General features: G+C 59.0%; 23 protein-coding genes. 16 read left to right on the forward strand and 7 right to left on the reverse strand.

Going from position 1 to position 18,731, the window contains the following annotated elements:
* Positions 1-113: 113 nt before the first annotated feature.
* The 11 genes from ACHZCJ_RS10645 (at position 114) to ACHZCJ_RS10695 (ending at position 7,247) form a co-directional block, all read left to right on the forward strand.
* Positions 114-959 (forward strand): pyruvate, water dikinase regulatory protein, encoded by an 846-nt coding sequence (locus ACHZCJ_RS10645; RefSeq protein ID WP_321326275.1) that lies wholly within the window; start codon positions 114-116, stop codon positions 957-959.
* Positions 952-1,557, forward strand: a complete 606-nt coding sequence (locus ACHZCJ_RS10650; protein ID WP_321326277.1) for a nucleoside triphosphate pyrophosphatase — start codon at positions 952-954, stop codon at positions 1,555-1,557. Before ACHZCJ_RS10645 ends, ACHZCJ_RS10650 begins: the two co-directional genes overlap by 8 nt.
* Positions 1,554-2,372, forward strand: coding sequence for a shikimate dehydrogenase (gene aroE, locus ACHZCJ_RS10655; RefSeq protein WP_321326279.1), 819 nt, complete (start codon positions 1,554-1,556; stop codon positions 2,370-2,372). The genes ACHZCJ_RS10650 and aroE overlap by 4 nt, the downstream gene beginning before the upstream one ends.
* Positions 2,369-2,977, forward strand: coding sequence for a dephospho-CoA kinase (coaE, locus tag ACHZCJ_RS10660; protein ID WP_159646595.1), 609 nt, complete (start codon positions 2,369-2,371; stop codon positions 2,975-2,977). The genes aroE and coaE overlap by 4 nt, the downstream gene beginning before the upstream one ends.
* A 27-nt stretch (positions 2,978-3,004) precedes the next feature.
* On the forward strand, positions 3,005-3,703 hold the full coding sequence (gene dnaQ, locus ACHZCJ_RS10665) for a DNA polymerase III subunit epsilon (RefSeq protein ID WP_321326281.1): 699 nt from the start codon (positions 3,005-3,007) through the stop codon (positions 3,701-3,703).
* A gap of 46 nt (positions 3,704-3,749) precedes the next feature.
* A complete protein-coding gene (gene hpf / locus ACHZCJ_RS10670; protein WP_159646599.1) occupies positions 3,750-4,322 on the forward strand; it encodes a ribosome hibernation-promoting factor, HPF/YfiA family in 573 nt (190 codons plus the stop codon).
* A 129-nt stretch (positions 4,323-4,451) separates the two neighbouring features.
* A complete protein-coding gene (locus tag ACHZCJ_RS10675) occupies positions 4,452-4,919 on the forward strand; it encodes a PTS sugar transporter subunit IIA (RefSeq protein ID WP_321326284.1) in 468 nt (155 codons plus the stop codon).
* Between the two features lie 3 nt (positions 4,920-4,922).
* A complete protein-coding gene (locus ACHZCJ_RS10680) occupies positions 4,923-5,405 on the forward strand; it encodes a PaaI family thioesterase (protein WP_321326285.1) in 483 nt (160 codons plus the stop codon).
* Positions 5,406-5,424: 19 nt separating this feature from the next.
* Positions 5,425-5,736, forward strand: coding sequence for a DUF1491 family protein (locus ACHZCJ_RS10685; RefSeq protein ID WP_321326287.1), 312 nt, complete (start codon positions 5,425-5,427; stop codon positions 5,734-5,736).
* Between the two features lie 270 nt (positions 5,737-6,006).
* Complete coding sequence (locus ACHZCJ_RS10690; protein WP_394700098.1) at positions 6,007-6,648, forward strand: cell wall hydrolase; 642 nt, start codon at positions 6,007-6,009, stop codon at positions 6,646-6,648.
* Positions 6,649-6,737: 89 nt separating this feature from the next.
* Complete coding sequence (locus ACHZCJ_RS10695; protein WP_321326291.1) at positions 6,738-7,247, forward strand: MmcB family DNA repair protein; 510 nt, start codon at positions 6,738-6,740, stop codon at positions 7,245-7,247.
* Positions 7,248-7,254: 7 nt separating this feature from the next.
* Here the strand turns inward: ACHZCJ_RS10695 and ACHZCJ_RS10700 are convergent, their stop codons facing one another.
* Positions 7,255-7,908 (reverse strand): ankyrin repeat domain-containing protein, encoded by a 654-nt coding sequence (locus ACHZCJ_RS10700; protein ID WP_159646611.1) that lies wholly within the window; start codon positions 7,906-7,908, stop codon positions 7,255-7,257.
* A gap of 95 nt (positions 7,909-8,003) precedes the next feature.
* Here ACHZCJ_RS10700 and ACHZCJ_RS10705 point away from each other — a divergent pair, with 95 nt between their 5' ends.
* The 3 genes from ACHZCJ_RS10705 to ACHZCJ_RS10715 are packed head-to-tail and all read left to right on the forward strand — an operon-like array spanning position 8,004 to position 9,803.
* Positions 8,004-8,636 (forward strand): SCO family protein, encoded by a 633-nt coding sequence (locus tag ACHZCJ_RS10705; RefSeq protein ID WP_159646612.1) that lies wholly within the window; start codon positions 8,004-8,006, stop codon positions 8,634-8,636.
* Positions 8,624-9,070 (forward strand): YcgN family cysteine cluster protein, encoded by a 447-nt coding sequence (locus tag ACHZCJ_RS10710; RefSeq protein ID WP_159646614.1) that lies wholly within the window; start codon positions 8,624-8,626, stop codon positions 9,068-9,070. The genes ACHZCJ_RS10705 and ACHZCJ_RS10710 overlap by 13 nt, the downstream gene beginning before the upstream one ends.
* Positions 9,057-9,803 carry a SprT family zinc-dependent metalloprotease gene (locus tag ACHZCJ_RS10715; protein WP_321326294.1) on the forward strand — a complete coding sequence of 249 codons (747 nt, stop codon included), beginning with the start codon at positions 9,057-9,059 and terminating at the stop codon, positions 9,801-9,803. Before ACHZCJ_RS10710 ends, ACHZCJ_RS10715 begins: the two co-directional genes overlap by 14 nt.
* Before the next feature lie 9 nt (positions 9,804-9,812).
* Here the strand turns inward: ACHZCJ_RS10715 and ACHZCJ_RS10720 are convergent, their stop codons facing one another.
* The gene (locus ACHZCJ_RS10720; RefSeq protein ID WP_321326296.1) at positions 9,813-11,927 is read right to left on the reverse strand and encodes a PBP1A family penicillin-binding protein; all 2,115 of its coding nucleotides are present in this window, start codon (positions 11,925-11,927) and stop codon (positions 9,813-9,815) included.
* 87 nt (positions 11,928-12,014) lie between these two features.
* Positions 12,015-12,413, reverse strand: coding sequence for a peptide-methionine (R)-S-oxide reductase MsrB (gene msrB / locus ACHZCJ_RS10725; protein WP_321326297.1), 399 nt, complete (start codon positions 12,411-12,413; stop codon positions 12,015-12,017).
* A gap of 113 nt (positions 12,414-12,526) precedes the next feature.
* Here msrB and ACHZCJ_RS10730 point away from each other — a divergent pair, with 113 nt between their 5' ends.
* Positions 12,527-13,072, forward strand: coding sequence for a DUF4402 domain-containing protein (locus tag ACHZCJ_RS10730; protein WP_321326298.1), 546 nt, complete (start codon positions 12,527-12,529; stop codon positions 13,070-13,072).
* 15 nt (positions 13,073-13,087) lie between these two features.
* On the opposite strand, the gene holA is transcribed toward ACHZCJ_RS10730, so the two are convergent.
* The 4 genes from holA to ACHZCJ_RS10750 are packed head-to-tail and all read right to left on the reverse strand — an operon-like array spanning position 13,088 to position 17,573.
* On the reverse strand, positions 13,088-14,116 hold the full coding sequence (gene holA / locus ACHZCJ_RS10735) for a DNA polymerase III subunit delta (protein WP_159646623.1): 1,029 nt from the start codon (positions 14,114-14,116) through the stop codon (positions 13,088-13,090).
* Positions 14,113-14,634 carry an LPS assembly lipoprotein LptE gene (lptE, locus tag ACHZCJ_RS10740; RefSeq protein ID WP_321326300.1) on the reverse strand — a complete coding sequence of 174 codons (522 nt, stop codon included), beginning with the start codon at positions 14,632-14,634 and terminating at the stop codon, positions 14,113-14,115. Before lptE ends, holA begins: the two co-directional genes overlap by 4 nt.
* A complete protein-coding gene (gene leuS, locus ACHZCJ_RS10745; RefSeq protein ID WP_321326301.1) occupies positions 14,631-17,159 on the reverse strand; it encodes a leucine--tRNA ligase in 2,529 nt (842 codons plus the stop codon). The genes lptE and leuS overlap by 4 nt, the downstream gene beginning before the upstream one ends.
* 27 nt (positions 17,160-17,186) lie before the next feature.
* Positions 17,187-17,573 carry a DUF3576 domain-containing protein gene (locus ACHZCJ_RS10750; RefSeq protein WP_236554190.1) on the reverse strand — a complete coding sequence of 129 codons (387 nt, stop codon included), beginning with the start codon at positions 17,571-17,573 and terminating at the stop codon, positions 17,187-17,189.
* 412 nt (positions 17,574-17,985) lie between these two features.
* On the opposite strand from ACHZCJ_RS10750, the gene ACHZCJ_RS10755 reads away from it, so the two are divergent.
* A complete protein-coding gene (locus tag ACHZCJ_RS10755) occupies positions 17,986-18,723 on the forward strand; it encodes a hypothetical protein (RefSeq protein WP_321326302.1) in 738 nt (245 codons plus the stop codon).
* Positions 18,724-18,731 lie beyond the last annotated feature (8 nt).

Below are 18,731 nucleotides of genomic sequence, written 5' to 3' on the forward strand. Positions count from 1 at the left end.
GATGTTGATCCGCTGTGGATGAAATTGCGGACGTCGGGGAAGAATATTGTGCGACCGGTTATCCACATTTTCATCCCTTGCTTTATCCCCCGTGAAATCACAAAGCTTAGGTCATGAATCGTCTCCATCTCCATCTGTTGTCGGATTCCACCGGCGAAACCCTGGAAAATATCGCCAAAGCGGCGCTGGCCCAGTTTGATGGTGTCGAGATTATCAAGCATTTCTGGCCTATGGTCCGCTCCGAGAAGCATCTCAACCGGATATTGGCCGAGGTTGCCGATAATCCGGGACTTGTGATTTTCACCATCGTCAACCGTGATATCCGCGCCAAGCTGGAACGGGAATGCCGCCATCTGGGTCTGCCCTCGGTGCCCGCGCTTGATGCCGTCACCGATGCCCTGTCCAATATGCTGGGCCAGGAAGCCAAGGCGCGGCCGGGACGGCAGCATATTCTCGATGCCGCCTATTTTGCCCGGGTGGAAGCGATACAGTTCACCATTGCCCATGATGACGGTGTCGGCTGGGAAAATTGGGAAGAGGCCGATATCGTGCTCGCAGGGGTATCGCGGACATCAAAAACCCCGACATCAATCTATCTCGCCAATCGCGGCTACAAGACCGCCAATATTCCGATCGTGCCGGAATCGCCACCGCCCGATTCCCTGTTCCATCTGAAAAACCCGCTGGTCGTGGGCCTGATCACCGGTGCATCGCGGCTGGTGCAGGTCCGCCGCAACCGCCTGCTATCACTGAACCAGGCGCCGGAAACCGATTATGTCAATGAAGAAAAGGTCAAGGCGGAGACCCAATATGCGCGCCGGATGTTTGCCGACAACGGCTGGCCAATGATTGATGTGACGCGTCGTTCCATCGAGGAATCGGCTGCGGCGATCATCAATCTCTACAACGAGCGTCACGTTGCCGCCGGAGAAGATCAGAAGGCCGGTCCGGATGAATGATTTACCGCTGATACTGGCGTCCCGCAGCCAAGCGAGACAAGCCATGCTGGCTGCCGCCGGTGTCACGGTCGAGGCCATTGCGCCGAATGTCGACGAGGAATCGCTCAAGGACGGACTGAAGAGCGAGGGTGTAACTGCACGCAATCTGGCGGACGCGCTGGCCGAGGCCAAAGCGGTCCGGCTGTCACAGCGGATCGGTACGGGTCTGGTGTTGGGCGGCGATCAGGTGCTGGCACTCGACGACGGCAGCATGCTCGACAAGGCTGTCGATCAGGCTGACGCAATAGCCCATCTTCAATTGCTGTCCGGTAGAAAGCACAAGCTTTTCAGCGCCGCCGTGATCGCCGAACAGGGCAAGCCGGTCTGGCGGCATGTCGATATCGCGACGCTAACCGTTCGCCCGTTGAGCGATGCATTCATTGCGCAATATGTGGAAACGGAGTGGGGCAAAATCCGCCATTGTGTCGGCTGCTATGAAATCGAGGGCAGGGGCGCCCAGCTGTTCTCCGCCATCAACGGAAGCCAGTTCACGATCATGGGCCTGCCGCTTCTGCATCTGCTGGACTATCTTCGCATCCGGGGTATCTTACCGTCATGACTAAAGAAATGCCTTATGCCGAGGTGATCGGGGACCCGATCGCCCAGAGCAAGTCGCCGCTTATCCACAAATTCTGGCTCGACCGGCTGGATATCAAGGCGGATTATCGGGCCTGCCATGTCACGGCCGACCAACTGCCCGGCTATATCGAACAGCGTCGCGCCGATCCGGCCTGGCGGGGATGCAATGTGACCTTGCCGCACAAGATCGCCATGCTCGATCTGGTTGCCGATCCGGGTGGTGTGCGGGACAAGATAGGCGCGATGAACACCATAGTCCGGCAGGATGACGGCAGTCTGATGGGGACCAATACCGACGCGGCAGGATTTTTGGCGCCGATTGCCGACACTGACTGGTCGGGCAAACATGCCGTGGTCATCGGTGCCGGCGGTGCGGCGCGGGCCGTGTTGTTCGCGCTGAAACAGGCCGGCATCGGTGAAATAACCATTGTGGCGCGCAACGGTCTGAAAGCCACCGGCTTGCTGATGCAGGCCTCGGCCAAGGGCGGGGTGATACCGATGGACGCGCAATTGCCTGCAGCCGATCTGCTGATCAACGCAAGCCCGCTCGGTATGACCGGCAAGCCGCCGCTCGAACTGGATCTCGGTCCGCTGCCGGCCGATGCGCTGGTCTATGATCTGGTCTACGCGCCGCTGAACACCGGTCTGCTGCGCGCGGCCAGGAAGCGGGACCTGGCGGTGGTCGATGGCCTCGATATGCTGATCGGCCAGGCCGCGCTCGCCTTCGAACTGTTCTTCGGCGCGACGCCGCCAATGGAAGATGACGAAGAATTAAGAAAGCGGCTGATCGCATGACCAACCGGACCCGGCCTTTCATTATCGGACTCACCGGCTCAATCGGCATGGGCAAATCCACGGTGGCTAAAATGTTCGTCGAAGAGGGCGTGCCATTGTTCGACGCCGATGCTGCCGTGCACGAACTGCAAGGCCCGGATGGCGCGCTGGTCGAAGAGATCGAAGCGCTGTTTCCCGGCACCACGAACAGCCAAGGCGTCGACCGGCAGAAACTGGGCGCGGCGGTGCTCGGCGATCCGGGCGCCATGCAAAAGCTAGAAAAGCTGATTCATCCGGCCGTGGGCGAGATGCGTATCGCCTTCCTTGAGGAGAACCGGCACCGGCCGCTGATCCTGTTTGATATTCCGTTGCTGTTTGAGAAATCGGGCGCAGAGGGTGTCGATCATATCGTCGTCGTTTCCGCCGGCGAAGAGCATCAGCGCGATCGCGTTCTGGCCCGGCCCGGCATGACGGAAGAGCGGTTTGCCCATATCAAGGCATTGCAATTGCCGGACGCGGAAAAGCGGGAAAAGGCCGATTCCGTTATCGATACATCGCTGCCGCTGGCAGAAACCCGTGAGCAGGTTGGTAAACTTGTTCAAAAACTGAAAGCGGCTCTTGCGTAACCCGAAGTTCGGTCCGATATTGGCCTTATGCGAGAGATAATTTTCGACACCGAAACTACTGGCTTTGATCCTCAAAATGGTGACCGGATGGTAGAAATCGGTTGTATCGAAATGATCAACCGGGTCGAAACTGGGCAAAGCTTTCATTGCTATTACAATCCCCAGCGACCGATGCCGAAAGCCGCCGAGGAAGTGCACGGGCTTTCGGATATCTTCCTGTCCGACAAGAAGCTGTTCTCCGAAGGCGCCGCGGAATTGCTGGATTTCCTGCAGGATTCGAATCTGGTGGCGCATAATGCGCAGTTCGATTTCAAATTTCTCAACGCCGAGCTGGTCCTGTGCGGCTACAAGCCGATTTCCCAGTTCCGCATGATCGACACATTGGCGATCGCCAAATCCAAGCATCCCGGTGCCAAATTGTCGCTCGATGCCCTGTGTTCGCGCTACGGCATCGATCGAAGCCACCGGGTGAAACACGGCGCCCTGCTCGATGCGGAATTGCTCACCCAGCTCTATATCGAGCTGACCGGCGGGCGGCAGATCGGCCTGGGTCTGGCCGAAGAAGAGAAAAAGCATGATTCCGTACGGGATATGCGACCCGCGTCACAGCGGGGAGAGCGCAAACAGTTCATGGTCGCACGCGAACATCACGCCAGCGATGAAGAACTGGCGCGGCACAAGGTTTTTGTCGAGGGTCTGGAAAACCCTCTTTGGTTAGAGGTCTAGCTGTACCGCTATTGCATAGCGGTTCGGAAGCAAAAGGAGAGTGAATATGGAAGTTCGTGTTTCAGGACATCAGGTCGACACCGGCGATGCGTTGCAAACCCATGGCGAGGACCGGATGAACGCGATTGCCGACAAATATTTCCCCAAGGCCATTTCCGCGAATGTTACTGTAAGCAAAGCCCCCCATTCCCATTTCAAATGCGATATCGTGACTCATGTGATGCAGGGCCTGACCCTGAAGTCGGACGCCGAGGCCGGCGATGCTCACCAGGCATTCGATCAGGCCGCCGACAAGATCGAAAAACAGTTGCGTCGCTATATGCGCCGGCTGAATGATCATCATGTTCAGGCCCAATATGCGGCAAAGCAGGAAGAAGCGGCCTATCGCGTGTTTGAATCGTTCGAGGATGAGGAAGAAAGCGAAGTGAATGGCGAATCGCCCGCGATCATCGCCGAAACCAGCACCGATATTCCGGAAGCCAGCGTATCCAACGCGGTTATGATGATGGATTTGCGCAATACCAGCGCGCTTTTGTTCAAAAACTCTGGCACTGGCGCCCATAATATGGTTTATCGCCGCTCCGATGGCACAATCGGTTGGGTGGAACCACATAGCTGAACGAGCCGAATCGCCTCTGGCCGGCTGAGAGCTGGTCTGTGAGGCGACCGGTCCAGCGCACACCGACCTCGCGATTCATGCGAAGTCTGCCAAATTGGCTGCGTGTTGCCGGGACAGAAGGAAAGATTCATGACTGATTTGCCCGTTAGACTGGAGCTCGCCGCTGTGCGGGATTGTCAGGATATTGGCGACAAGAATGATATCCTCCGCACCATCGCCCGTGTCGGACAGGAATGCTATCGGCTTGATGCGGATGCTATCCTGACCGGTCTGGAGGCGCGCGAGGCCCTCGGATCGACCGGATTCGGTCGGTCGGTCGCGATACCGCATGCGAAATTGCACGGTCTCGATCATTGCATCGGCATTTTTCTCAGACTCGCTGAACCGACGCCGTTCGACGCGCATGATGGCAAGCCGGTCGATCTGGTCTTCGCGCTGCTGTCGCCGGAAAAAAGCGGTGCCGAGCATCTCAAGGCGCTGGCCGCCGCATCCCGTTTTCTCCGCGATGACAATATGGTGGCAAAGCTGCGCGGCGCATCGGGACAGGACGCGCTTTATGCGCTTTTGAGCAAACAGCGCGAGCAGCGGGCGGCCTGATCCTTGGCGAGTAACGATACCCCCGCAGACGACCCACAAGGCGGTGCACAGGAACATTTCCGGGCTCTGGAACGCCTTTATGCGCAAGCGCCGATCAACCAGTTGTTCCAATCCCGTCTGGAAATCCCGGAAGCCGGTACAGCGCGCATATTGTTTGCGGTGGATGAACGCTATTATCATGCGGCCGGGGCGGTCCACGGTACATCCTATTTCAAAATGCTCGATGATGCTGCCTTTTATGCGGCCAACAGCCTTGTGTCCGACCGGTTCATCCTGACGACCGCCTTCAACCTGCTGTTTACCAAGCCGCTCAAGAGCGGCCCTGTTACGGCTGAGGGCCGTTGGGTCAGCGGCAAGCGGCGGGTGTTCGTCGCGGATGCGCGGCTGATCGACAGCGAAGGCGACGAAATTGCCCGCGGTACCGGTACCTTCATGCGCTCGCACATCCCGCTGGCATCTCTGCCCGGGTACAAGAAGGATGATTGAACCGCGGCTTTCCGCGGAAATGAAGGTCCAGACGCTTCTCAGGCTGGCCAGCCAGCAAGGCGGTTTCGGTGCGGTGCTGAAAAAAGGGGACCGGATTTCCGGCGCCATCCTGATTCAATGCGTGGAAAAGGGCGAAAACCCTAGGCTGCTGGAGAACATGCCAAGCCTGGATGGTGCACCGAATTGGCAGCGCATATGGCCGCAAGGTACTGATAATAATAAGGAATTATCGGAATATATTGCACAGAGATTCCGCTTTGATCCCGATATGTGGTTAATTGAACTGGATATCCCGGATGGGGAACGGCTCATCGTCCAACTGGGGCAGTAAACTTGACTTTATCTCTCAAAACCATATTTGGCGCTCAACTTTGATGCGCAGGTTGCCGCTCGTTTGTCGAAATGACAGGCGGTAAACACGCAGACGGGGAGAACAGAAATGGACCGTGGTTTAATGTTTTTGGGTCCATTTTCGGCAGTCCGGACGGGTTTTGTCCTGATTGGCTCTGGTCTCACCGCATAACAAAACAGGTTTATGAAAAAAATTTTTCGTGCCACGAGCGTGTTATCGCTCGCACTTACTGTTGTCGTGGCATTGTCCGTGACAGATGCGTCTTTTGCTCTGGAAGCAAATGACGAAATTCCTGAATCCGAAATATTCGTTGATCCGGCCCTGCTGGAAGAAGATGAATCCGATCAGGCTATTATCTTTGGTGAACAGCAGGAAATTGTCGCCGAAATTCCCCAGGATGTCATAGAGTCGGACAAGATTGCCAATGGCGAAGTGGAAGCTGGTTTTCAGGCGACCAGCGAATTCGTCAATGACGGCGCACAGACGTTGCGCCAGCTCGTCCGCCAGCAATCGGTGGCCGGCACGCTGGATGAGGAAATGCACTGCCTTGCCGGTACCGTCTATTTCGAATCCAAAAGCGAATCGCTGAAAGGACAGCTGGCCGTAGCCCGTGTTGTCTTGGCACGTGTCGCTTCGCCCCGCTTCCCGGATACGATCTGTGGTGTGGTTTATCAGCGCAGCCAGTTTTCCTTTGTTCGCGGTGGCAAGATGCCCCGTATCAACAAGGGACATCGTCAATGGCGCAACGCTGTGGCAATCGCCAAAATCGCTATGAACGACGGCTGGGAGAGCTCGGTCGAAGGCGCTTTGTTCTTTCACGCCCGATATGTTTCGCCGGGTTGGCGCCTCAAGCGGCTGGCCACGATAGATAATCATATTTTCTATCAATAGACATTCTGGCAGACTGCGAATTCATAAAGGCTCCCGCACGGGGCCTTTATTTTGTTCTTTTTATGTTCTAACCAGATCCGATGACGTCCATGGATGATTCTTCCGGCTTGCTGGTGCCGAGTGACCCGTTGACCGGCGCGCAGGCGGTTGCCCGCGGCGTCGCCCGGATGTTCCTGCGGCATGATATCATGGTGCTGCCGGAAGTCAGTCTGCGAAACCGGCGCCGTGCGGACCTGATGGGTATTGATGCCAAGGGACAGATTGTCATTGTCGAGATCAAGGTGGCGAGGAGCGATCTTCTGGGTGATAGCAAATGGACCGAATATCTGGATTATTGTGACCGGTTCTACTGGGCCTTGCCGGCCGGTTTTGATGCCACGCCGGTCGAGGGGCCCGATTTTCTGCCCGACCGCACGGGGTTGATCATTGCCGATGCCTATGATGCGGAAATGGTGCGGCCAGCGGCGACCAAGGCTCTGGCACCGGCGCGCCGCAAGACCGAAACGATGCGGTTGGCCCGCCGCGCGATGCAGCGCTCAGCGGTCGCCGATGGCTGGATCAGTCCGGTCCGCGGTCAGCACGAACCGGGCGGCTATTGAGCGCCGGCTAGCCTTCCGGTCCGAAGAACCGGCCTTCTGTTTCCGGTTTCCTGTTCGCATCCGCTTTTTCAATTTCGGCCAATATGGCGGCGCTGCGGCGATCCTGGCTGGCATAATCGCGAGCCGATTTTCCCGCGAGCGAATCGGTGTGGTCCGGGTCGGCCCCATTGGCGAGCAGTAGACGAACCAGTTCACTATCACGAAGCTGGACCGCCCGGATAAGCGCAGTTTCTCCTTGCCGGTTCGGCTCATCCACTTTCGCCCTCTTGGCCAGCAGGGTCCGGACCCCGTCGACGAAGCGCAACTGGGTGGCCAGCATCAGCGGCGTGACCCCCTCTTTGTCGGCAATATTGGGATTGGCGCCTTTCTGCAGCAGGAAACCCACCCAGACATTGTCGCGACGGGCCACAACGATGTGCAGAGCCGTTTCTCCGGATGAGCGATCGCGGGTATTGACGATAACGGATCCCGGCTGGCTAAGAAATTTTGTCGCTTCCTCGCCATCCCTGTCTTTCACTGCTTTGAGAAAATTATAGCTGTCCGAAAACTGGGCGGCGGCCGGAGCGGCAATCGAGAATGCGGCCACGGTCATCAGTGCCAGTTGCGCAATTCTGACCAAAGCGGCGCACGAGCGAGTGACCAATGATATTTTTCTGAACATGATAAGCCCCGTTTTACTGACCGACGCCTGTTGGTACCGGTCCACTGCAATTGCTGTCGATCAATTATCTGTTGAAATTGCGTCCCTAGCAGACCATGTCTGGCCCCGTAATGAACAATATCAACAATGTCGCAAAAATGATCCTCGCCACAGGATTACTGACACTTCTGGCCGCCTGCAACCCTGCGTCTGACGGAGGCGGGCGCGAGGGCGCAGAGCCGCCGCTTGCCGGAGCCGATATTGGCGGGTCCTTCACGCTGACCAACCAGGACGGCGGTATAACGTCGGAAGAGGAGTTCAAGGGCCAGTATCGGATCATCTATTTCGGCTATAGCTATTGCCCTGACGTCTGCCCGGTCGATCTTGCCAATATCATGCTGGGATTGAAACAGGCCGAAAAGAAGGATCCGGCGCTGGCCGAGAAAATCCAGCCTATTTTCATCTCCGTCGACCCCGGCCGCGATACGCCGGCCGTTCTCAAACAATATGTATCCGCATTTCATCCCCGGCTCATTGGTCTCACCGGCACCCCCGAGGATATTGCGACAGTGGCGAAAAAATATCTGATTCTTTATGATATCCGCGATGACGAGAGTTCCAGTGAATATCTCGTCGATCACAGCCGCCAGGCCTATCTGTTCGGTCCCGATGGAGAGCCGCTGGCGCTGCTGCCCTTTGACGGTACGCCGCAGCAGGTTGCGGACGAAATAGCCCGATGGGTGCGCTAGGCGCCGATCGGCCGTTCTGGGAAGCGCCGCTCGAAAAGCTGGATCGCGGCCAGTGGGAGGCCCTGTGTGACGGCTGCGGCAAATGTTGTTTGCTGAAGGCCGAGGATGAGGATGACGGCCAGATATATATGACCAATATCGCCTGCAAGCTGCTCGATCTCCAGAGCGCCCAGTGCAGCGATTATCGCCATCGCAAGTTTCACGTACCCGATTGTGTCCGGCTGACCCGCAACAAACTGGAAGAATTTGACTGGTTGCCCGACAGCTGTGCCTATAAATTGCGGGCCAAAGGGCTCCCTTTGCCGCAATGGCATTATCTGGTCTCCGGTGATCGAGAAACGATTCACGCGGCGGGACAGTCGATCCGGGGCAAGGTCATCCCCGAGAGCAAGGCCGGGCCGCTCGAGCAACATATTCTCGATGCGCCTTTTTAATCCATCGCCGCCCGAATCGCTCGTCATCAACCTCGGAGGGGTCAGCTATCCGCTCCAGCTGCGGCGGTCAAAGCAGGCCCGGTCGATTATCGTATCGGCCGATACGGTCAAGGGTGTTGTCCGCCTGACCCTGCCGCCCGGTGCATCGGAACGGCTGGCGATTCGCTTTGCACGGTCAAAATCCGACTGGCTCAGCGCCTGCTTTGCTGAAGCCATTCCCGCAGTTCCGGTCGAGAACGGTAGCCAGATCGCGTTTCTGGGCGAACCCCATGTCATCAGATGGTCACCGGATTTTCCCCGGGCTCCGCAGATCGTCGACGCTGAAATCCGGCTGGGCGGACCGGCGGAACATGTCGAGGCCCGAATTTTGCGCTGGCTCAAGGCCCAGGCCCGCATGATATATGCCGACGATCTGCAATTCTATTGTGACCGGGCCGGAACCGAATTGCCGCAACTGGCCGTCGGTGACGCGCGCCGCCGCTGGGGCAGCTGCTCGGCGCGCAAGTCGATTCGCTTGAGCTGGCGGCTGGTCATGGCACCCCCGCATGTCCGCCGGTCGGTGGTGGCGCATGAAGTGGCCCATCTCGTCCATATGGATCACAGCAAGCGATTCTATGCCCTGCTCGACCGGATATTCGAATCAGATCGCCGCAGCGCCGATCGTTGGCTCAAGAACCATGGCCGTGGCCTGCACATGGTGGGCGCGGAAAGGCAGTCCCCGCCGGTCGGCTGAAGCGGATCGCTATTGCTGTTCCTGACGCGCGGCTTCGGGAAGCAGGGATTCGGGCGGATTCTGTGGTGGTTGCGGCTTCGGTTTCCTGACCGGTGCGGGGTCCAGTTTGCGGGGTCCCGGATCCTCGCCGCGACCCAGCACCGAGTCGATCCAGTCCTGGTCCAGACGCGGACTGTCAGCCGCTTCGCCATCTTCCAGATCATATTCGAAGCCGCTGCCGGTCTCGATCGGCATGCCGTTTTCATCGACATAAATGCCATCTTCCGGTGCGCCGAACAATTCATCCTCGTCCGGTTCCAGCTGCCATTCCGGCAGCACCAGTTCGGTATCGAATTTCTCGACCTTGCGGTTGGCGACCGCCATTTTCATGAATTGCGCGAAGACGCTGGCCGGCGCCCGGCCGCCTTGCAATCCGCCTACCGGTTTTGCATCGTCTCGTCCCATCCAGACGCCGGTGGTCAGCCCGCTGGAGAAGCCGAGGAACCAGCCATCCTTGTTGCTGCTGGTGGTTCCGGTCTTGCCGGCAACCGGCCGGCCGATCTGGGCTGCCCGGCCGGTGCCGGTGGCTACCGCGGTCTGCATCAGGTCGGTGATGCCGGCGGCGACCCAGGGGTCGACCAGCACGCGGCTGCCGTCGAATTTGCTCTGGTAGAGAATGTCGCCCTTCATCGTCTGCACCTTGGTGATCCCGAAGGGCGTGATGGCAATGCCCTTGCCGCTGATCGAGGCAAAGGCGCGGGTCATGTCGAGCAGCCGCACATCCGACGTACCGAGCACCATCGACGGGTTGGTGTTGATCGGGGTGGTGATGCCGAAACGCCGTGCCATATTGGCGATCGACGAAGTGCCGATATCATTGCCGATCGCCGCCGCGACGGTATTCTTGGAAAAGGCAAACGCGGTGCGGACATCAATGTCCCCGGCATAGCGGTCACCGCTGTTGCGCGGCGTCCAGTTGCCGATGGTGATCGGCTCGTCGGTCACCGTGTCATTGGGCGTATAGCCCGCTTCCAGCGCCGCCATATAGACGAACACTTTCCAGGCCGAACCGGGCTGGCGAACAGCCTGGGTGGCGCGGTTGTAATTGGAGGTCACATAGTCGGTCCCGCCGACCATCGCGCGCACCGCGCCATCGCGGTCAATCGCCACCAGCGCGCCCTGGGCACCGGCCGGCACACCGGACTGGATGGCCGCGGTGGCGACGCGCTGCATATCAAGATCCAGCGTTGTCCAGACCTCGATCGGCTCCACGCTCTCGTCGATCAGCAGGTCCAGCTGCGGCAACGCCCAGTCGGTGAAATAGCGGACGCTGTTCTGGCGTGGTTCGGGGGCCAGCTTGACCGACGCCGGATTGGTTTGCGCGGCTTCCGATGCGCTAATCGCGCCGGCGTCCTGCATCACCTCCAGCACCACGGTGGCGCGGCTGATCGCCGCCTTGGCATCGGCGGTGGGCGAGTAGCGGGACGGCGCCTTGACCAGACCGGCGATAATCGCCGCTTCGGCCAGGTTGAGCTCTCTGGCGCTATGCGCGAAAAAGCGTCGCGACGCCGCGTCGATGCCATAAGCACCGCCGCCGTAATAGACTTTGTTCAGATAGAGTTCGAGAATCTGTTCCTTGGAAAATTTCCGTTCCATCGCCAGCGCGAGCAATATTTCCCGCCCTTTCCGGCCAAAAGTCCGGTTGTTGTTCAGAAATACATTGCGGGCCAGCTGCTGGGTGATGGTCGAGCCACCCTGCGCCCAATGGCCGCGCTGCATCCTGACCTGCACCGAGCGGGCGATACCGATCGGATCAACGCCGGGGTGATTTTCGTAGCGCCGGTCCTCAACCGCGACCATGGCGGATTTCATGACTTCCGGGATGTCCGCATATTTCAGCCATTCGCCATAGCTCGGACCCATGGAAAAAAGCTCTTTGCCATTCACGTCGAGCACCCGGATCATCTGGCCGTTGGGAGAGGATTTGAGATCCTCGAAGCCGGGGAGCGAGGAACGGACCACCAGCACCGCAACCACAAGGGCAATCGCGGCGAGCAGCCCGACGACCAGACCAGCCTTGGTCAGCCGCCAGAACCATTTGCTTATGGGGCCCTGTTTCTTGCTGCGTTTTTTGGCCCGCGCCATATTGATCCACCCATTTTATACCAAACCAGAATTTTTCTAGCGTTCCGGTGCCTTACCGTAGGCTGAACAGGGAAGCACAGAAAAAAGTCAGTCGTCTTTGGGTTCGAACGCCATGGCCGCGCTATTCATGCAGTAGCGAAGTCCGGTTTCGGTCGGCCCGTCGGGAAAGACATGGCCGAGATGTCCGTCGCAACTGGAACAGCGTATTTCGATCCGCCGCATGCCATGGCTATTGTCCTCGATCTCGGTCACCGCTTCGGCATCGGCCGGCGCGGAAAAGCTGGGCCAGCCGCAACCGCTGTCGAATTTGCTGTCCGATTCAAACAATTTGCTGCCACAGCCGGCGCAGAAAAACTCGCCATCCCGATATTCGGTGTTCAATGCGCCGGTAAAGGGTCGCTCGGTGCCCGCTTCGCGCAACACGTGATATTGCTCCGGAGAAAGCCGTTGCCGCCACTGCTCGTCGCTCATTATTGTTTTTTCCATTGGCGTTAAATGGGCATTTAACCGCAGCCGGTCAAGGGACTGGCGGGGGAAGCCGGCTCGCCCGGTTTCATGCTTAACAGGATGTTAGGCATATTGGGACAGAATGCGGGGTTATGAAGATTGTGGTGAAATTCCTGCTGAGCATGGCATTGTTCTGCGTAACTCTGGCGGTTCCGCCAGCGCAGTTGCAGGCGCAATGCCGTCTCTGCGCCACCAGTGCCGGAACTGACAGCGTCTCTGATACGGCATCGGGGAAGACGGAAATACCCTTGCAGATCGAAATTACCGCCAATCTCGATTTTTCCCGCATGGCCCTGCTGAGCCGGAGCGGCGGCGTGGTCAGTATCGATCCGACGTCTGGTGACAAACATATACAGGGCAGTATCGCCAATCTGGGCGGTATGGCGTTGCACGGCGAAGGGCGTCTGACCGGCGAACCGGGCCGGAGCGTGCGGATATTTTTGCCAGAGCGGATACAGCTGAGCGCGCCCAATGGTTCAACGGCCGAACTGGAGCAACTGGAAACCGATTTGCCGGCGTTGGCGCGGCTCGATCCTTCCGGACGGCTGACCTTCGCCTTTGGCGGGCAGCTGCGGGTCCGCGGTGATGCCAGTGGCCGGTTTCGCGGCCGCATCGCGATTACCGCCGACTATGAGTGAAGCCGCGTTTTTGTCCTAGCGACCGCTGGCCGCTTTCCGGGCGATCAGCAGCAGTTCTTCCTCCAGAAGTACCTGATCGGGCTGGCCGCTGCTTTTCATCGCGATCTCGAGTTGCAATATCCGCTCGATCAACCGCGCGATATGGGCCGAGGACCAGATGCGCAGCTGCCGCTTGAAATGTTTCTGTTCCTTGAAAAAGACGCTGGGATGACCGGCGACGGAATCGACATTGCCGCCCTTGTCCACCTTGCTGCGCAGCTCGGCAAGCTTGGCAAGATGACGGAGCATGATCCGGATCAGGCCGATCTCGCTAATGCCCTGCGCCCGGCTCGCGGCAATTTCCTGCGCCAGTCGGGCCGCATCGCCATTGAGCGCCGCGTGGATCAGCAGGCTGATATCCTCCTCGTCATTCTCGGCGCCCAACAGCAGCAGTATATCCTCGTCCGGCGCAAGCGGATTGTCCGGTGTCGCATCGAGATAAAGCGCAATCTTCTCGACTTCCATTCGCGCCAGGACCAGATCATTGCTGGTCAGGGCAGCAATTTCCTGCGCCATGTCCCGGCCCAGTTTGAGTCCTTCTCTCTGAGCCATGGTCTGGATGGTCGCCGCTGCCTGTTGCGGTGTCGTTTCGTAACAGGTCGCGATCAACGCATCGGGTGCGGCGATGATGGTCTTGGCCAGTGCAGTCTTGTCACCCATGCCGGGGGCGATGACAAATACCGGATCGCCGACGGTATCGCTAGCCAGAAGATTGTCGATTGCCGCTGTCGCGCGGACCGCTTCGCCGCTGTTGAGCCGCAAGACGAGAAAGCGCTTGTCGCCAAACAGCGATGCGGAATTGGCTTCGTCATTGAGACGGGCGGGCCCGTCGGCAATATCGCTGATCGTCAGATCGACCCGCTCCGCGCTTTCTACCAGCGGCTTGACCAGTTCCTCGACGAGCGCCTGACAGCGGGTAACGTTGGGGCCGCACAGCAGGACCAGTCTGAATTGATCGGGAGCGGCATGAAAACGCCTGACAATCTCTTCCGGCTTTGCCTTCATGGCTGCGGCAACGCGCTGGCCTCTTTCCGGGCAAACAGGGACAGCCGGGTGACTATCTGGCTGGCCACACGGGTCGCCAGATTTTCCAGTGCCGTATCTTCTGCGGCTACGGTCGCATATTCCGACGAGACCACATCGATGCCCGCATCGGAACCGGCCGTGGCATCGAGAACAATTACGGAATCGGAGAGGCGAACCAGCTGATAGCGGGCGCGCAGGGTTCTGCGCTCGCGGGTGATCCGGTCATCGCTGCGCACACCAAAACCGGCAATTTTGTCTTCCAGCGCGACGGTCAGCCGATATTTGGTCTGCTGCCCCTCGAACGCGCCGAGCTGGTCCTTCAGTGCGTTGCGGGTCAGCCATCCGGCCTTGCCGGCAATCGGTTCAATCTCGACATTGCCCAGTTCCTGCGCAACGACGCCGTTCGTGCCGCCAGCATAAAGCGGCCGCAGGTTGCAGCCGGCGAGCATCGCCGACAAGGCCACGACCAAGGTGATCCGGGCGATCACGGAACTCATATGACGATATTGACCAGTCGGTCGGGCACGACAATCACCTTCTTTATTTCCGCTCCGTCCAGGCTACGCTGCACCTTCTCGGATGCGAGAGCAAGCTCTTCGAGCTGATCCTTGCTGCTGCCCTTGGCCACGGTGATCGTATCGCGCAATTTCCCGCGTACCTGAATGGCTATCGTGACCTCGTCATCGACCAGCAGGCTTTCGTCCACCTCGGGCCACGGCGCGTCGGCGATCAGGCCGCTTTCGCCGAACAACGCCCAGGCTTCCTCCGCAATGTGCGGGACCATCGGCGCAACGATCCGCGCAAGGGAACGGATGGCCGTGGTCCGGTCTGCGGACGGCTGTGATTTTTCGATCAGATTGACCAGTTCGAATATTTTCGCGACCGCCTTGTTGAAGGAAAGGGCCTCGACGTCGCCAGCGACACCGGCGACGGTCTGGTGGAGCTTGCGGCGGAGTGCCTTGTCTTCGCCTGTATCGACATTGTCGGGCACCGCGATGAACAGACGCCACAGCCGCTGGACAAAGCGCCAGCTGCCTTCGATACCCGCTTCGGACCAGGGCAGGTCGCGCTCGGGCGGGCTGTCGGAGAGCATGAAGAAACGCACCGCGTCGGCGCCATATTGTTCGATGATCGGATCGGGGTCGACGACATTTTTCTTCGACTTCGACATTTTCTCGACCCGGCCGGTGGTGACCGGCGACCCGTCGGCGATCACCGCCCAGTCGCTACCGTTTTTCTCGACCTCGTCAGGCGACAGCCAGCTGCCATCACCATGTTTGTAGGTTTCGTGGGTCACCATGCCCTGGGTGAACAGGCTCTCGAACGGCTCGGCAAAATCCAGCTTGCCGATGCTCGCCAGAGCGCGGGTCCAGAAGCGGGCATAAAGCAGATGCAGGATCGCATGTTCGACGCCGCCGATATATTGCGTCACCGGCAGCCATTTGCTGACCACTTCGGGATCAAAGGGCCGGTCGTCGGGCTGGCTGGCAAAGCGCAGGAAATACCAGCTGCTGTCGACAAAAGTGTCGAGCGTGTCGGTCTCGCGCCGCGCCGCCTTGCCGCATTTCGGGCAGTCGACATGTTTCCACGTCGCGTGGCGTTCCAGCGGATTGCCCGGCGTTTCGAAATCAATATCTTCGGGCAGCACGATCGGCAGCTGGTCCTTGGGCACCGGGACCGGACCGCAAGCATCGCAATGAATGATCGGGATTGGCGTGCCCCAATAGCGCTGGCGCGAAACGCCCCAGTCGCGCAGCCGCCATGTGGTCTGGGCCTTGCCCCAGCCTTCGGACCCCGCGTGATCGATAATCGCCTGCTGCGCCGATTCCACGGTCATGCCGTCGAGGAACGCGCTGTTCACGATCTTGCCGGGACCGGTATAGGCCTCGTCCCCGATATATTCCGCAGCGGTTTCATCGCCGTCCGAGACAACGCGCTTGACCGGCAGGTCATATTTGCGGGCAAAGTCGAGATCGCGCTGATCATGCGCCGGCACGCCGAATACCGCGCCGGTGCCATAATCCATCAGCACAAAATTGGCGACATAGACCGGCAGCTGCCAGTCAGGATCGAGCGGATGGGTGACGGTCAGGCCGGTATCGAAGCCCTTCTTCTCCATCGTCTCGAGCTCGGCAGCGGTCGTGCCGCCAGCCTTGCATTCTTCGGCAAAAGCCGCGAGCGCGGCATTCTGGCCGGCAAGTTTCTGGGTCAGCGGATGGTCGGCCGACAGCGCGACAAAGCTGGCCCCGAAAATCGTGTCGGGCCGGGTCGAGAACACCTCCACGCTGGCGATATCGTCTCGCGCTTCGGCGAGCTGAAAATGGAATTGCAGTCCCTGCGACTTGCCGATCCAGTTCTCCTGCATCAGCCGCACTTTTTCGGGCCAGCCTTTGAGGTCGCCCAGTCCGGTGAGCAGATCTTCAGCAAAATCGGTGATTCTGAGAAACCACTGGCTGAGCTTGCGCTTCTCGACCGGCGCGCCGGACCGCCAGCCCTTGCCATCGATAACCTGCTCGTTGGCGAGCACGGTCATGTCGACCGGATCCCAGTTGACCGCCGATTCCTTGCGATAGACCAGGCCGCCCTCGAACAGATCGATGAAAAGCGCCTGTTCCTGGCCATAATATTCCGGCTCGCAGGTCGCCAGTTCGCGGCTCCAGTCAAAGGCGAAACCCAAAGTCTTCAGCTGGCTGCGCATCGAGGCGATATTGGCCCGGGTCCATTCGCCGGGATGGACTTTCTTTTCCATCGCTGCATTTTCCGCCGGCATGCCGAAGGCGTCCCAGCCCATCGGATGGAGCACTTCAAAGCCCTGCATGCGCCGGAAACGGGCGAGCACGTCGCCCATCGTATAGTTGCGGACATGGCCCATGTGAATGCGCCCCGAGGGATAGGGAAACATCTCGAGCACATAGCTGCGCGGCTTGCTGCTGGCGTCGTCCGCTTCGAAAGTGCCGGCATTCGCCCAGCGCTCTTGCCAGCGTTTGTCCGCCGCCAGTGGATTGAATCGCTGATCGGTCATTGCGGCCCCATGATGTGGCAGGAAGGTTTAGTTGGTGATCGCACCGCGCCGCAAATCGCGGGCCTTGGTGAGGATGATCTGTTCGAGCTTTTGCGTGGTCGCGGCCTTGACCGGGGCGTCTACCCAGGTGCCGTTCTGCGCGACCTGGCGTGACGCTGCAACGCGCAGGGCGTCGGCGCGCAAATCCTGGTCGAGGATCGAGACGTTGATCTTCATCCGCTCACCGGGATTTTGCGGGTTTACATACCAGTCGGTCAGGATCACGCCGCCATTGCTGTCGGTCTGGGTCAGCGGCATGAAGGACAGGGCGTCGAGCGATGCGCGCCACAAATAGCTGTTCACGCCAATGGTGGTGACCTGAGACGCCGCCAGATCGGCCTGGGGCCGTTCCTTGCCGCCGCAAGCGGAGAGCATGGTCAAAGTCAGCAGGCTGGCGGTTGCAGACCGCAGGACTAGGGATGATTTGAGGCGGGACATGAAGCGCTCCTGGTTGCATTTAGCGCCGGCACGAAATCTTTTCGCAGGATTTGTTCCGGACATGATATCATTTCAGCGCTCTCTATAAATGCTTTGCCGCGAGGGGCAAGCATAAGCGCATGATTCGCTCTTGTGCGGCGCGGACTGAACCGCGGTTGAATGGCAGGAATATCATCTCCGGTTCCTGTTTTTCCTGCTAGGCAGTGCGACAATGTCCGGACAAAAGCGTAACCGAACTGCAACAGAAACATGCTAGTTTGGGAAAATCGGACAAAAACAAGACGTTGACTCGTGCAGTCCAGCAGAATTTGTTATACCAAAAGCCATAAGTAAGGGAAGCGGCTTCATCATGACGAAAAAGGTCAGTCATTTCGGTTGGTTAGCGACGGGACTCGCAATCTCTGGCCTTGCCATGACTCCTGCTCTGGCGAAGGTTATTTCCGGTGGCAGCGATATCGTATCGCTGAAAACCCTCGGTTCGATCGGTTCCTTTACCGTCGCCGGTGCCGACCCTGATCTCGTTGCGAAATATAATCTGAACGCCTTGCGCGGCAACGCTAGTTTCAAATTCACTCCCTCCGGCGGTACCCGTGACGGCGAACGTTCGGTTACCGTGGTCGTCCGCCAGAAGTCGGACGCTGTTTCGATTCGTGAAAATATTCTCGCTGCGGCACCCGGATCGGGCGTTGCAAGCGCAGCAAAAATCGCGCCCGTTTCCTATAGTCTCGGCGCTGCAAAGGGCCTGAAGAGCTTCGCGATTCCGGTCAAGAAGCTGAACGGCAATATGCCGGATCTCTCGGAAATCGGTGCTGGCAGAATGCTGGGCGAGGAAGAGGATGGCAAGAAGAGCCGTTTCAACCCGCGCATGTCGATTGATGCTTCGGCCCCGATCAACGCCGCGCCGCGCGCTCTGGATGACAGCCAGAAAGATTATACGCTGGATGTCGGCGGAAGCTATTCGCTGACCCGCAATTTGCAAGTCACCGCCGGTGTCCGGATCAATAACGAGCGTGACCGGATGGCGCCGCTGACCGACAGCCGTCAGGACAGCCAGGCCGTCTATGTCGGAACCCAGTTCCGCTTCTAGACCGAAGA

It is taken from the genome of uncultured Parasphingorhabdus sp. (genome assembly GCF_963677535.2).
Lineage (GTDB): Bacteria > Pseudomonadota > Alphaproteobacteria > Sphingomonadales > Sphingomonadaceae > Parasphingorhabdus.

Excerpts from the sequence above, each read along its gene's own strand:
- lptE (WP_321326300.1), bottom strand. The coding sequence starts at position 14,634 with ATGAGTTCCGTGATCGCCCGGATCACCTTGGTCGTGGCCTTGTCGGCG.
- holA (WP_159646623.1), bottom strand. The coding sequence starts at position 14,116 with ATGAAGGCAAAGCCGGAAGAGATTGTCAGGCGTTTTCATGCCGCTCCC.
- ACHZCJ_RS10675 (WP_321326284.1), top strand. The coding sequence starts at position 4,452 with ATGACTGATTTGCCCGTTAGACTGGAGCTCGCCGCTGTGCGGGATTGT.
- ACHZCJ_RS10685 (WP_321326287.1), top strand. The coding sequence starts at position 5,425 with ATGAAGGTCCAGACGCTTCTCAGGCTGGCCAGCCAGCAAGGCGGTTTC.
- leuS (WP_321326301.1), bottom strand. The coding sequence starts at position 17,159 with ATGACCGATCAGCGATTCAATCCACTGGCGGCGGACAAACGCTGGCAA.
- ACHZCJ_RS10710 (WP_159646614.1), top strand. The coding sequence starts at position 8,624 with ATGGGTGCGCTAGGCGCCGATCGGCCGTTCTGGGAAGCGCCGCTCGAA.
- ACHZCJ_RS10705 (WP_159646612.1), top strand. The coding sequence starts at position 8,004 with ATGTCTGGCCCCGTAATGAACAATATCAACAATGTCGCAAAAATGATC.
- ACHZCJ_RS10700 (WP_159646611.1), bottom strand. The coding sequence starts at position 7,908 with ATGTTCAGAAAAATATCATTGGTCACTCGCTCGTGCGCCGCTTTGGTC.
- ACHZCJ_RS10715 (WP_321326294.1), top strand. The coding sequence starts at position 9,057 with ATGCGCCTTTTTAATCCATCGCCGCCCGAATCGCTCGTCATCAACCTC.
- ACHZCJ_RS10695 (WP_321326291.1), top strand. The coding sequence starts at position 6,738 with ATGGATGATTCTTCCGGCTTGCTGGTGCCGAGTGACCCGTTGACCGGC.
- coaE (WP_159646595.1), top strand. The coding sequence starts at position 2,369 with ATGACCAACCGGACCCGGCCTTTCATTATCGGACTCACCGGCTCAATC.
- ACHZCJ_RS10730 (WP_321326298.1), top strand. The coding sequence starts at position 12,527 with ATGAAGATTGTGGTGAAATTCCTGCTGAGCATGGCATTGTTCTGCGTA.
- ACHZCJ_RS10755 (WP_321326302.1), top strand. The coding sequence starts at position 17,986 with ATGACGAAAAAGGTCAGTCATTTCGGTTGGTTAGCGACGGGACTCGCA.
- ACHZCJ_RS10720 (WP_321326296.1), bottom strand. The coding sequence starts at position 11,927 with ATGGCGCGGGCCAAAAAACGCAGCAAGAAACAGGGCCCCATAAGCAAA.
- ACHZCJ_RS10650 (WP_321326277.1), top strand. The coding sequence starts at position 952 with ATGAATGATTTACCGCTGATACTGGCGTCCCGCAGCCAAGCGAGACAA.
- msrB (WP_321326297.1), bottom strand. The coding sequence starts at position 12,413 with ATGGAAAAAACAATAATGAGCGACGAGCAGTGGCGGCAACGGCTTTCT.
- ACHZCJ_RS10645 (WP_321326275.1), top strand. The coding sequence starts at position 114 with ATGAATCGTCTCCATCTCCATCTGTTGTCGGATTCCACCGGCGAAACC.
- hpf (WP_159646599.1), top strand. The coding sequence starts at position 3,750 with ATGGAAGTTCGTGTTTCAGGACATCAGGTCGACACCGGCGATGCGTTG.
- ACHZCJ_RS10750 (WP_236554190.1), bottom strand. The coding sequence starts at position 17,573 with ATGCTCTCCGCTTGCGGCGGCAAGGAACGGCCCCAGGCCGATCTGGCG.
- aroE (WP_321326279.1), top strand. The coding sequence starts at position 1,554 with ATGACTAAAGAAATGCCTTATGCCGAGGTGATCGGGGACCCGATCGCC.
- dnaQ (WP_321326281.1), top strand. The coding sequence starts at position 3,005 with ATGCGAGAGATAATTTTCGACACCGAAACTACTGGCTTTGATCCTCAA.